This is a genomic window from Streptomyces sp. NPDC035033, assembly GCF_040636735.1.
Classification (GTDB): Bacteria; Actinomycetota; Actinomycetes; order Streptomycetales; family Streptomycetaceae; genus Streptomyces.
Map to the genome: position 1 here is coordinate 17,282 of NZ_JBEZUZ010000067.1, position 12,331 is coordinate 29,612.

8 protein-coding genes are annotated in these 12,331 nt (G+C 72.2%); 5 read left to right on the forward strand and 3 right to left on the reverse strand.

What is annotated here, in order from left to right:
- The first annotated feature begins 182 nt into the window (after positions 1-182).
- From AB0E83_RS24540 to AB0E83_RS24560, 5 genes are all read left to right on the forward strand, one after another.
- Entirely contained in the window at positions 183-4,469 is a 4,287-nt protein-coding gene (locus AB0E83_RS24540) for a discoidin domain-containing protein (RefSeq protein WP_362115717.1), read from the forward strand.
- A 209-nt stretch (positions 4,470-4,678) separates the two neighbouring features.
- Positions 4,679-6,094, forward strand: coding sequence for an extracellular solute-binding protein (locus tag AB0E83_RS24545; RefSeq protein ID WP_362115720.1), 1,416 nt, complete (start codon positions 4,679-4,681; stop codon positions 6,092-6,094).
- Positions 6,095-6,176: 82 nt separating this feature from the next.
- Positions 6,177-7,118 (forward strand): sugar ABC transporter permease, encoded by a 942-nt coding sequence (locus tag AB0E83_RS24550; RefSeq protein ID WP_362115723.1) that lies wholly within the window; start codon positions 6,177-6,179, stop codon positions 7,116-7,118.
- A 17-nt stretch (positions 7,119-7,135) separates the two neighbouring features.
- Complete coding sequence (locus AB0E83_RS24555; RefSeq protein ID WP_362115726.1) at positions 7,136-8,011, forward strand: carbohydrate ABC transporter permease; 876 nt, start codon at positions 7,136-7,138, stop codon at positions 8,009-8,011.
- A gap of 61 nt (positions 8,012-8,072) precedes the next feature.
- Positions 8,073-9,683 carry a glycoside hydrolase family 13 protein gene (locus AB0E83_RS24560; protein ID WP_362115729.1) on the forward strand — a complete coding sequence of 537 codons (1,611 nt, stop codon included), beginning with the start codon at positions 8,073-8,075 and terminating at the stop codon, positions 9,681-9,683.
- Positions 9,684-9,723: 40 nt separating this feature from the next.
- Here the strand turns inward: AB0E83_RS24560 and AB0E83_RS24565 are convergent, their stop codons facing one another.
- From AB0E83_RS24565 to AB0E83_RS24575, 3 genes are all read right to left on the reverse strand, one after another.
- Positions 9,724-9,975: an EF-hand domain-containing protein gene (locus tag AB0E83_RS24565; RefSeq protein ID WP_362115732.1), complete on the reverse strand. Its 252-nt coding sequence runs from the start codon at positions 9,973-9,975 to the stop codon at positions 9,724-9,726.
- A 568-nt stretch (positions 9,976-10,543) separates the two neighbouring features.
- Complete coding sequence (locus AB0E83_RS24570) at positions 10,544-11,443, reverse strand: DUF817 domain-containing protein (protein ID WP_362115735.1); 900 nt, start codon at positions 11,441-11,443, stop codon at positions 10,544-10,546.
- A 62-nt stretch (positions 11,444-11,505) separates the two neighbouring features.
- Entirely contained in the window at positions 11,506-12,219 is a 714-nt protein-coding gene (locus tag AB0E83_RS24575) for a DUF2470 domain-containing protein (protein WP_362115738.1), read from the reverse strand.
- Between the last annotated feature and the right edge of the window lie 112 nt (positions 12,220-12,331).

Consider the following 12,331-nt stretch of genomic DNA (forward strand, 5'->3'; position numbering starts at 1 on the left):
CCGCACCCCGCGGACCGCCGCTCCGGCATGCCCGCGCGGCCCTCCTGACGCCGACGCGACCCGCTCCGCCGGGCCTGTAGACGGTCCGACGATCCTCTGGAACTCTCTGAGCGTCCCACGCAAGGAACAGACATTCCCGCGTGATTTCTGGACGTTCACCCTTTCGCAGAGAACGAGGAGCGATGAGCATCCGCGACTGGAGACCACGGTGCCTGAGCGCCGTGATCGCGACGAGCCTGCTGGCGCTGGGCGGTCCCCTGACGACCGCCGAGGCCGCCGGAGGCCCCAACCTCGCCCTGGGCGACACCGCCGGGGCGAGCAGCGCGCACGCCGAGTACGGCGCCGCGCACATCACCGACGGCGACCAGGGCACGTACTGGCAGAGCGCCGGCTCCGCCTTCCCCCAGTGGGTGCAGGCCGACCTCGGCACCGCCACCCGCGTCGACGAGGTGGTGCTGAAGCTGCCCGCCGGCTGGGAGAGCCGCAGCCAGACCCTCTCCGTGCAGGGCAGCGCCGACGGCACGAGCTTCACCACCCTGAAGTCCTCGGCCGCCTACGCCTTCACCCCGGGCGCCGGGAACACCGTCACCATCGCCTTCCCGGCCGCCCAGACCCGTTTCGTACGGGTCGACATCACCGCCAACACGGGCTGGCAGGCCGCCCAGCTCTCCGAACTGGAGGTGCACGGCGCCGACGGCGCCTCCCCGAACCTCGCCGCCGGCAAGACCCTCACCGCCAGCGGCCACACCCAGACGTACGCGGCCGCCCACGCCAACGACGGCAACCGCGCCACCTACTGGGAGAGCCCCGGCGGCGCCTTCCCGCAGTGGTTCCGGGCCGACCTCGGGGCCGCCCTGCGCGTCGACCGGGTCGTGCTGCGGCTGCCCGACGGCTGGGAGCCCCGCAGCCAGACCCTGAAGATCCAGGGCAGTACCGACGGCACCGCGTTCACCGACCTGACCGCCGCCCGGGCGTACGCCTTCGACGCGGCGAGCGGACGCAGCGCGACGGTCTCCTTCGGCGCCACCACCACCCGGTACGTCCGCGTCCTCGTCACCGCCAACACGGTGCAGAACGCCGCCCAGATCTCCGAACTGGAGGTCTACGGGCCGGCGGGCGGCGACACCCGGGCGCCCACGGCCCCCGCGGACCTGGCGTACACGGAGCCCGCCTCCGGCCAGATCCGCTTCACCTGGAGCGCGGCCACCGACGACACCGGCGTCACCGCGTACGACGTCTACGCCGACGGCGCCCTGCTGACCACCGTCGCCGGGGACGTCACCACGTACACCGACACCCGGCCCGCGAACCGGACGGTGACCTACAAGGTCAGGGCCCGGGACGCGGCCGGCAACCAGTCCGCCGACTCCAACGCCGTGACCAGGACCGGGGACACCGGCGACACCCAGGCGCCGACGGCCCCCGCGAACCTGGCGTACACGGAGCCCGGCTCCGACCGGATCCGGCTCGCCTGGACCGCCTCCACCGACGACACGGGCGTCACCGGCTACGAGATCCACGCGAACGGCACCCTGCGCGCCACCGTCGCCGGGGACGTCACCACCTACACCGACACCCAGCCCGCCTCCGCGACCGTCACCTACCGCGTACGGGCCAGGGACGCGGCGGGCAACCGGTCCGGCGACAGCAACGGCGTCACCCGCGTCGGCAGCGGCGGCACCGGCTCCGACCTCGCCGTGGCCAAGCCGATCAGCGCCTCGTCCACGGTCCACACCTACGCCGCCGCGAACGCCAATGACAACGACACGGCCACCTACTGGGAAGGCGCCGGCGGCAGCTACCCGAACACCCTCACCGTCCGGCTCGGCGCGAACGCCGACCTCGACCGGCTGGTCCTGAAGCTCGACCCCGGCACCGCCTGGAGCGCCCGGTCCCAGACGATCGAGGTCCTCGGCCGCGCCCAGGACGCCACCGGCTTCACGAGCCTCGTCGCCGCGAAGAGCCACACCTTCGACCCCGCGACCGGCAACCAGGTGACGATCCCGGTGACCGCCCGGGTGGCCGACGTGCAGCTGCGGATCACCGCCAACACCGGCGCCCCCGCCGGACAGATCGCCGAGTTCCAGGTGATCGGCGTCCCGGCGCCCAACCCCGACCTGCGGGTCACCGGGCTGACCGTCTCGCCCGCCTCGCCCGTCGAGTCGGACCCGATCACGGTCGCCGCCACCGTCCGCAACGACGGCACCGCCGCCGCCCCCGCCAGTGGCCTCGCCGTCCGTCTGGGCGGCACGAAGGTCGCCACGGCGGCGGTCGGCGCGCTCGCCGCCGGGGCCCAGACCACGGTCACGGCCTCGATCGGGGCCCGCGACGCCGGTTCGTACGAGCTGAGCGCGGTCGCCGACGAGGGCGGGGCGGTCGTCGAGCAGAACGAGACCGACAACACGTACACCAGCCCCACCGCGCTGGTGGTGCGGCCGGTGGACAGCTCCGACCCGGTCACCGACTCGGTCACCACCTCGCCGTCCAGCCCCTCGGCCGGCGACGCGGTCACCTTCAAGGCGGTCGTCCGCAACCAGGGCACCGTGGCCACCGCCTCCGGCGCCCACCCGGTGACCCTCACGCTCCTGGACGAGCGGGGCGGCACCGTGAAGACCCTCACCGGCTCCTCCACCGGGCCGCTGGCGGCCGGGGCGCGGACGGAGGTGAGCCTCGGGCCGTGGACGGCCGCCGACGGCTCGTACACCGTCCGCACGGTCCTCGCCGACGACCCGAACGAGCTGCCGGTGAAGCGGGCGAACAACACCGCCACCCAGCCGCTCTTCGTCGGGCGCGGCGCGAACATGCCGTACGACATGTACGAGGCGGAGGACGGCACCCCGGGCGGCGGCGCGACCGTCGTCGGGCCCAACCGCACCGTCGGCGACGTCGCGGGCGAGGCGTCCGGCCGCAGGGCGGTGAACCTGGACGCGACCGGCGAGTACGTCGAGTTCACCACCCGGGCCCCGACCAACACCCTGGTCACCCGCTTCTCGATCCCGGACGCCCCGGGCGGCGGCGGGATCGACTCGACCCTGAACGTCTACGTCGACGGCGTCTTCCGGAAGGCCCTGCCGCTGACGTCGAAGTACGCCTGGCTGTACGGCTCCGAGACCGCGCCCGGCAACTCCCCGGGCGCCGGCGGGCCGCGGCACATCTACGACGAGGCGCACCTGATGCTCGGCGGGACCGTGCCGGCCGGCAGCCGGATCCGGCTCCAGAAGGACGCCGCGAACACCTCCACGTACGCGATCGACTTCGTGAACCTGGAGCAGGTCGCGCCGGTGGCGAACCCGGACCCGGCGGCGTACGCCGTCCCGGCGGGCTTCGGCCACCAGGACGTGCAGAACGCCCTCGACCGGGTCCGGATGGACACCACGGGCACCCTGACCGGCGTCTACCTGCCGCCGGGAGAGTACCGGACGTCGGGCAAGTTCCAGGTGTACGGCAAGGCCGTGAAGGTGGTCGGCGCCGGGCCCTGGTACACCCGGTTCCACGCGCCCCCGACGCAGGAGAACACCGACGTCGGCTTCCGGGCCGAGGCGACCGCGAAGGGCTCGCTCTTCAAGGGCTTCGCCTACTTCGGCAACTACACCTCGCGGATCGACGGACCGGGCAAGGTCTTCGACTTCGCGAACGTGTCGGACGTCGTCATCGACGACATCTGGAACGAGCACATGGTGTGCCTCTACTGGGGCGCCGACACCGACCGGATCACCATCAGGAACTCCCGCATCCGGAACATGTTCGCCGACGGGATCAACATGACCAACGGGTCGACGGACAACCTGGTGGCCAACAACGACGCCCGGGCCACCGGCGACGACAGCTTCGCGCTGTTCTCGGCCGTCGACGCGGGCGGCGCGGACATGAAGAACAACGTCTACGAGAACCTGACCAGCACGCTCACCTGGCGGGCGGCGGGCGTGGCCGTCTACGGCGGCTACGACAACACCTTCCGCAACATCCACATCGCCGACACCCTGGTCTACTCGGGGATCACGATCTCCTCGCTGGACTTCGGGTATCCGATGAACGGATTCGGAACCGGACCGACGACCTTCGAGAACATCTCGATCGTGCGGGCCGGCGGCCACTTCTGGGGCTCCCAGACCTTCCCCGGGATCTGGGTCTTCTCCGCCTCGAAGGTCTTCCAGGGGATCCGGGTGAACCACGTCGACATCGTCGACCCCACCTACAGCGGGGTGATGTTCCAGACGAACTACGTCGGCGGGCAGCCGCAGTTCCCCATCAAGGACACGGTGTTCACCGACGTCTCGATCACCGGGGCGCGCAGGTCCGGTGACGCCTTCGACGCGAAGTCCGGCTTCGGCCTGTGGGCGAACGAGCAGCCCGAGGCGGGCCAGGGCCCGGCCGTGGGCGAGGTGACCTTCAACGGGCTGCGGATGAGCGGCAACGCCGTCGACGTCCGCAACACCACCTCCACCTTCAGGATCCACCTCAACCCCTGACCGCAAGGGCCCCGGTGAGGCCGGTGCGAGCCGCTTCGGGCGGTTTGCGCCGGCCTTACCCACCGACGTGATTGCGCTTCACTGTCGAGGTTTTACGAAATCAGCGCGATATCTTGCGTTCACTTGTCGGGGATGGTTGAGTGTGCCGCGCCCCGCCCGCGCAGCACCGCCGGGGCCACCTCCACGCCGATGCCCGAAGGGGACCACTCATGAGAAGTGCCCGGCTCCGCCGTACCCGCAGACCGGCCGCAGTCGCCCTCGTCTCCGCCCTCGCGCTCACCGCGCTCGCCGCCTGCGGCACCAGCAGCAGCGCCGACAACGGCGACGGGGGCGGGCGGAGCGGCTCCTCCGACCCGACGATCCCGCTCGACCCCGGGACGAAGGTGACGCTCACCATCGACTGCATGCCGCCCGCGGCGAAGGCGGCCGAGCTCAAGGAGTGGAAGGAGGACGTCGCCGAGTTCAACAAGACGTATCCGAACGTCACCATCGAGGGCCGCTCCACCCCCGGCCAGTGCCTGGAGCCCCCGCGCTTCACCGCGATGCTCAAGGCCAAGTCGCAGCCGGACGTCTTCTACACCTACTTCACCGACCTGCCGCAGGTCCTCGCCGAGGACGGCGCCGCCGACATCAGCGCCTACGTCAGCCCCAAGACCGTCCCGCTCCTCAAGGACATCGACCCGGACGTCCTCGACTCCCTCAAGCACCAGGGCAACCTCTACGGCCTGCCCACCAGCAACTACACGATGGGCCTGCTGATCAACCGCAAGCTCTTCAAGGACGCCGGACTCGACCCCGACGCCCCGCCGCGCACCTGGGAGGAGGTCCGCGCCGCCGCCAAGAAGATCGCCGCCCTCGGCGACGGCATCGCCGGCTTCGGCGAGTACTCCGCCGGCAACACCGGCGGCTGGCACTTCACCGCCCAGATGTACAGCCTCGGCGGCGACGTCGTCGACGCGAGCGGCACCAAGGCCGCCTTCAACGACGAGATCGGCAAGCGGGTCGCGAAGAACCTCCACGCCATGCGGTGGGAGGACGACAGCATGGGCAAGACCCAGCTGCTCAAGTGGGGCGACCTCCAGAAGCAGATCGCCACCGACAAGCTCGGCATGTTCCTCGCCGCCCCCGACGACATCGCCTACATGGTCCAGCAGCTCGGCGCGACGTACGAGAACTTCGGCATGGGCCCCATCCCCGGCGGCAGGAACACCCTCGCCGGCGGCAACAACTACATGGTCAAGAAGGGCATCTCGCCCGACAAGATCAAGGCCGCCGTCGCCTGGCTCAACTTCAAGAACCTCACCGTCGGCAAGGGCCAGTTCGACTGGGCCCGCGCCAAGGCCGACGGCCTCCCGGTCGGCGTCCCGCAGCCCAACTTCTGGATGAACGAGTCCAAGACCGAGGACGACGCCGCCCGCGCCCGGCACGCCACCATGCCGGTCGCCAACTTCAAGACCTTCATGGACAACCCCGTCCCCGGCAAGGCCGAGCCGCCGAAGGCCCAGGAGGTCTACAAGGTGCTCGACAACCTGATGTCCGGCCTCCTCACCGACGAGGACGCCGACATCGACAAGCTCCTGGCCACCGCCGAGACCCAGGTCAACCAGGTCCTGGCCGACCAGTGACCCGGCGGGTGGGGCGGACCGGCCCGGTCCGCCCCACCCGCCGGCACCCCCAGCAGCGGCAGCACAGCACCAAGGAGCGACGATGCCGGCCCTCACCACCGCCCCGCGCCCCACGGCGCCCCCTCGCACCGAACCGCCGGCCAAGACGGCCCCCTTCGCCACGGCCCTGCGGCGCAACCTGACCGCCCACGGCTTCCTCATCGGAGCCGTCCTCTGCTTCGCGGTCTTCTCCTGGTACCCGATGGTCAGGGAGTTCCTGCTCGCCTTCCAGAAGACCGAGGGCGGCCGCACCACCTGGGTCGGCCTCGACAACTTCCGCACCGTCGCGAACGACCCGGCCTTCTGGCAGGCGTGGGGCAACACCCTCCTCTACACCGCCCTCGCCCTGCTCCTCGGCTTCGCCGTCCCCTTCGCCGCCGCCCTCGTCATCAACGAGTTCCGCCACGGACAGGGCTACCTCCGGCTCCTCGTCTACCTCCCGGTGATGCTGCCGCCGGTCGCCGCCGTCCTCCTCTTCAAGTACCTCTACGACCCCGGCTACGGCCTCCTCAACGAACTCCTCCGCTTCCTCGGCCTGCCCGAACAGCAGTGGCTCCAGGACCCGGACATCTCGCTGCTCGCCGTCGTCATCGCCTCCACCTGGATGAACATGGGCGGCGCCACCCTGATCTACCTCGCCGCGCTCCAGTCCATCCCCGGCGAGCTGTACGAGGCCGCCGAGCTCGACGGCGCCGGCCTGCTCCGCAAGATCTGGCACGTGACGATCCCGCAGACCCGGCTCGTCCTCTCGCTGATGCTCCTCATGCAGGTCATCGCCACCATGCAGGTCTTCGTCGAACCGTTCCTGCTCACCGGCGGCGCCGGTCCCGAAGGGTCCACCACCACCGTCGTGTACCTCATCTACCAGTACGCCTTCAACTTCAACGACTACGGCGCCGCGGCCGCCCTCGGCCTCCTGCTGCTCGTGCTCCTCGCCGGATTCTCGGCGGCGTACGTCAAGCTCAGCCGCGCCGAGGACGAGTAGGACCGGGGGAGTCACACATGTCCACACGCACGCTCATCTCACCGGCCCGGCTCGCCCGGCCCCGCGGCAGGGCCGCTTACCGGGCCGTCCTCGTCCTGGTCCTCGTCCTCTTCACCCTGGTTTTCCTCGGCCCCCTCTACTGGCTCGCCTCCAGCGGCTTCAAGGACGCCCAGGAGGTCGTCCGGACCCCGCCCACCCTGATCCCCGGCACCTTCGAACCGGAGAACTACACCCGGGCCTGGGAGGTCATGGACCTCGCCACCCTCCTCCTCAACACCCTCTACTACGCCTTCGGCGCGCTCGCCTTCCAGCTCGTCCTCGACGTCGCCGCCGCCTACGCGCTCTCCAAGCTGCGCCCCGTGCTCGGCAAGGCGATCCTCGGCATGATGCTCGCCACCCTGATGATCCCGGCGACCGTCCTCGTCGTCCCCCAGTACCTCACCGTGCTCGACGTGCCGATCGTCGAACGCAACCTGCTCGACAGCCCCTGGGCGATCTGGCTGCCGTCCGTCACCAACGCCTTCAACATCTTCCTGCTGAAGCGGTTCTTCGACTCCATCCCCCAGGAACTGCTCTCCGCCGCCGCCCTGGACGGCGCCGGCCCCCTGCGGATCCTGTGGTCGATCGTCCTGCCGGTCTCCCGGCCGATCCTCGGCGTCGTGTCGATCTTCGCGGTCGTCGGGGTCTGGAAGGACTTCCTCTGGCCGATGCTCACCCTCCCCGACCCGGCGAAGCAGACCCTCAACGTGGGCATCTACTCGCTCTCCAACGGGGTCCCGGTCAACGTCCTCGTCGCCGCCCTCGCCATCGCCTCGCTGCCGACCCTCCTCGTCTTCCTGGTCTTCCAGCGCAACATCATGGGCGGCCTCACCGCCGGCGGCCTCAAGGGCTGACCCGCCCGCCACCCCTCCGCCCCCTCCCACCGCCCTCCTCCCCGCCCGAAAGGACCGTCACGTGGCAGCCCCCCTCCCGACCCGCACCGCCGACTGGTGGCGCGACGCCGTCATCTACCAGGTCTACCCGCGCAGCTTCGCCGACGGCGACGGGGACGGCACCGGTGACCTCGCGGGCGTCCGGGCGCGCCTGCCCCACCTCGCCGGACTCGGCGTCGACGCCGTCTGGTTCACCCCCTGGTACGCCTCCCCGATGGTCGACGGCGGCTACGACGTCGCCGACTACCGCGCCGTCGACCCCGCCTTCGGCACCCTCGACGAGGCCGAGAAGCTGATCGCGGAGGCCGCCGAACTCGGCCTGCGCGTCATCGTCGACATCGTCCCCAACCACGTCTCCGACCAGCACGCCTGGTTCCGGGAGGCGCTCGCCGCCGGCCCCGGCAGCCCCGAGCGCGCCCGCTTCCACTTCCGCCCGGGCCGCGGCGAGCACGGCGAACTCCCGCCCAACGACTGGCCCTCCCAGTTCTCCGGCACCACCTGGACCCGGGTGCCCGACGGCGAGTGGTACCTCCACCTCTTCACCCCCGAACAGCCCGACCTCAACTGGGCCCACCCCGACGTCCGCCGCGAGCACGAGGAGGTCCTGCGCTTCTGGTTCGAACGCGGCGTCGCCGGCGTCCGCGTCGACTCCGCCGCCCTCCTCGCCAAGGACCCGGAGCTGCGGGACTTCACCGAGGGCGTCGACCCCCACCCGTACATCGACCTCGACGAGATCCACGACGTCTACCGCTCCTGGCGGGCGGTGGCCGACGAGTACGGCGGCGTCTTCGTCGGCGAGGTCTGGCTCCCCGACGCCGAGCGCTTCGCCCGCTACCTCCGCCCCGACGAGCTCCACACCGCCTTCAACTTCGCCTTCCTCGCCTGCCCCTGGGAACCGGACCGGCTGCGCCGCGCCGTCGACGACACCCTCGCCGAACACGCCCCCGTCCACGCCCCCGCCACCTGGGTCCTCTGCAACCACGACGTCACCCGCACCGTCACCCGCTACGGCCGCGCCGACACCGCCTTCGACTTCGCGAAGAAGCGCTTCGGCACCCCCACCGACCTGGAGCTCGGCACCCGCCGCGCCCGCGCCGCCGCCCTCCTCACCCTCGCCCTCCCCGGCTCCGTCTACCTCTACCAGGGCGAGGAACTGGGCCTTCCCGAGGCCGACGTCCCGACCGACCGCATCCAGGACCCCATGCACTTCCGCTCCGGCGGCACCGACCCCGGCCGCGACGGCTGCCGGGTCCCCCTCCCCTGGGAGGCCGACGCGCCCGCGTACGGCTTCGGCACCCGGCCCGGCACGGACCCCTGGCTGCCGCAGCCCGCCGACTGGGGCCGCTACGCGGTCGACCGGCAGAGCGCCGACCCCGCCTCCATGCTCAGCCTCTACCGCACCGCCCTCCGCCTGCGCCGCGCCGAACCCGGCTTCGGCGACGGACCGCTCACCTGGCTCCCGGCCGCCGACGGCGTCCTCGCCTTCGCCCGCGACCACGGCCTGATCTGCGTCGTCAACCTCTCCGGCGGCCCGGTGGACCTCCCCGCCCACCGCGAACGGCTCCTCGCCAGCGGCCCCCTCGGCCCCGCCGGCACCCTCCCGCCGGACACGGCGGTCTGGCTGCGCGCCTGAGCCGCTCCCGCGCCCCGGACCTGACCCCGGGGCGCGGGAGTCACCACCCGAAGCGGCGGTCCACGACGGCGGCGAACTCCTCGAAGCTGAGGACCCGGTCGCCGTTCTGGTCCGCCGCGTCGAAGAGCGCGGCGGAGCCGTCGTCGCCGACGACGCCCCAGAAGGGGATCACGCCCCGCGCCGCCAGGGTGGGCCCCTTCTCCCGCAGGGCCCGGATGACCTCGGCGCGGGTCAGCGCGCCGTCGTGGTCGAGGTCGAGCGCGTCGAAGAGGACGCGGGCCTTGTCGCTCATCAGCTGTCCTTGGTCGGTCGGAGGTCGGAACCGGATCGGTACGGGGAAGGACGCCGCGACCGCCGTACGGGTTGCCTAGGCTCTCTCCCATGGCGACCCCTTCCTCCCCCGACCTGCTCGTCCTGCACGCCGTACGGCTGCGGGGCATGACCACCGAGACGGAGGCCGCGGCGCGCTTCGGCCTCGACCCGGACGCCGTCGGCGAGCTGCTGCTGGACCTCCAGGCGTACGGCCGGGTCTCCCGGAGCTCCTTCGCCGGCACCTCCGGCTGGAGCCTGACCGACGCGGGCCGGGCGGAGGGCGAGCGGCTGCTCGCCGAGGAGCTGGCGCGGACCGGGCTCGGCCCGTACGTCCGCGAGCGGTACGCCGCCTTCCTCGCGTACAACGCCCGCTGCCTGACGGCCTGCACCGACTGGCAGCTGCGGCCCGACGGCACCGGGCGGCTCGCCGTGAACACCCACGGCGACACGGCCTGGGACGCCCGGATCCTCGACGAGCTGACCGTCCTCGGCGGCGTCCTGGACACCCTCTCCGCCGAACTCGGCGTCCGGCTCGCCCGCTTCGCCGGCTACGGCGACCGCTTCGCCGCCGCCCTCTCCCGGGTCCGGCGGGGCGAGTTCTCCTGGGTGGACCGCCCGCGCGCCGACTCCTGCCACACCGTCTGGATGGAGTTCCACGAGGACCTCCTCGCCAGCCTCGGCATCCGCAGGGGCGAGGAGCCCGCCCCGTAGACCAGGACGAAGGTGACGGTGATCAGCAGCGACCAGGCGCCGAACTTGGCGACGGAGACGGGCTGCCAGCCGTCGAGCTGGTCCGGATAGCTCCAGGCGCCCGCGTAGGTGGCGGCGTTCTCGGCGATCCAGAGGAAGAAGCCGATGAGGACGAAGGAGAGGGCGAGCGGCATCCGGTGGTCCCGCTCGCCGACCCGGAAGCGGACCCAGGTGCCGGCGGTGGCGAGGAGCAGCAGCGCGGCGAGGACCCAGCGGGCGTCGGGCAGCCAGTGGTGGCTGAAGAAGTTGACGTAGACCGCCGCGGCGAGGACCGCCATGGCCCGGGGCCGGTAGCCGGTCAGGCGCAGGTCGAACAGGCGCCAGGCGCGGCAGACGTAGCTGCCGACGGCCGCGTACAGGAAGCCGCCGTAGAGGGGGACGCCGCCGATCTTGGTGACCGCCTCCTCCGGATAGCTCCAGGACCCCATCCGGACCTTGACCAGTTCGAAGAGCAGGCCGATGAGGTGGCAGACGGCGATGACCGCGACGTCCCGCCCGCTGTCCCAGCCGAGCCGCCGGGCCAGGACGGTGAGCGCGATCCCGTAGCCGAGCAGCAGGTCGTAGCGGGCGACGGGCAGTTCGGGCAGGAGCGCCGAGACCGCGATGCCGCCGACGAGCGCCACGGCGAAGGCGCAGCAGCGCGCCTCCAGGAGCGCGAAGCGCAGGAGCTGGCGGAGACCGTGTGTGATCCGGTTCATGGGGGAGGGGACGCCCCCGTCCGTCTGTTCGGTTTCCCGGCGGCCGCCGCCCGCCGGACCGGTCAGCGGTGGTCGTGGTGGTGGGCGCAGCGCGGGGCGGTGAGCAGGCGGCGGACCATGTCGCCGGCGGTGGCGGCGTCGCGGGCCTCGGCGGGGAAGAGGAGGCGGAGGTCGCAGTGGCCCTCGCCGTACTCGCAGCGCAGGGAGACGGCGTGCCGGTCCATGGCGAGCGGGAGGGCGCGGACGAGCCCGTGCGGGAGGCGGGAGCCGGCGAGGACGACCAGCTCCGAGACGAGGTCGGCGTGGGCGTCGGCGAGGTGGGTGAGGAGCGCGGCCTCGTCGAGGGCGAGCGGGTCGGGGGCGGCGAGGGCGTACGCGGCGGGGTCGACGTCCTCGGTCCCGGCGCCGGTGCGGAGGGTGACGCGGGCGAGGTCGAGGCGGAGCGCGCCGGGGTCGCCCGGGACGGCGGGGACGAGCCGGCCGGTGAGCGCGACCCGGGCGCGGACCCGGTCGCGCAGCGCGGTGGGGGCGATGTCGGTGAGGTCGACGCGGACGCCGGGCGCCTCGAACGGGGCGCGGGCGAGGTGTGCGGAGAGCGGGGTGTCGGCGGGCGGGTGGAGGGTGATCCGGCCGCGGGCGCCGACGGTGTGCGCGCCGAGCAGGTCGTAGGTCTGTCCGTCGACGGTGAGGGAGAGGGAGATGGCCCGGGCCAGGACGGAGCGGACCTGCTCCGCGGCGGTCTGCTGGGGCAGGGCGGGGGAGGGGGCGGCGCGCACGGTGACTCTCCTCGGTCGAATTTTAGGTAAGGCTAACCTAACCATCCCTGGCGCGGCGCTGTCCAGGACCCCGGAAGCGGAAGGATTTCGGGCGTTGTCGGTGGGCCCCGCT

Coding starts and splice junctions, on each gene's coding strand:
- AB0E83_RS24540 (WP_362115717.1), top strand. CDS start 183: ATGAGCATCCGCGACTGGAGACCACGGTGCCTGAGCGCCGTGATCGCG.
- AB0E83_RS24545 (WP_362115720.1), top strand. CDS start 4,679: ATGAGAAGTGCCCGGCTCCGCCGTACCCGCAGACCGGCCGCAGTCGCC.
- AB0E83_RS24550 (WP_362115723.1), top strand. CDS start 6,177: ATGCCGGCCCTCACCACCGCCCCGCGCCCCACGGCGCCCCCTCGCACC.
- AB0E83_RS24555 (WP_362115726.1), top strand. CDS start 7,136: ATGTCCACACGCACGCTCATCTCACCGGCCCGGCTCGCCCGGCCCCGC.
- AB0E83_RS24565 (WP_362115732.1), bottom strand. CDS start 9,975: ATGAGCGACAAGGCCCGCGTCCTCTTCGACGCGCTCGACCTCGACCAC.
- AB0E83_RS24570 (WP_362115735.1), bottom strand. CDS start 11,443: ATGAACCGGATCACACACGGTCTCCGCCAGCTCCTGCGCTTCGCGCTC.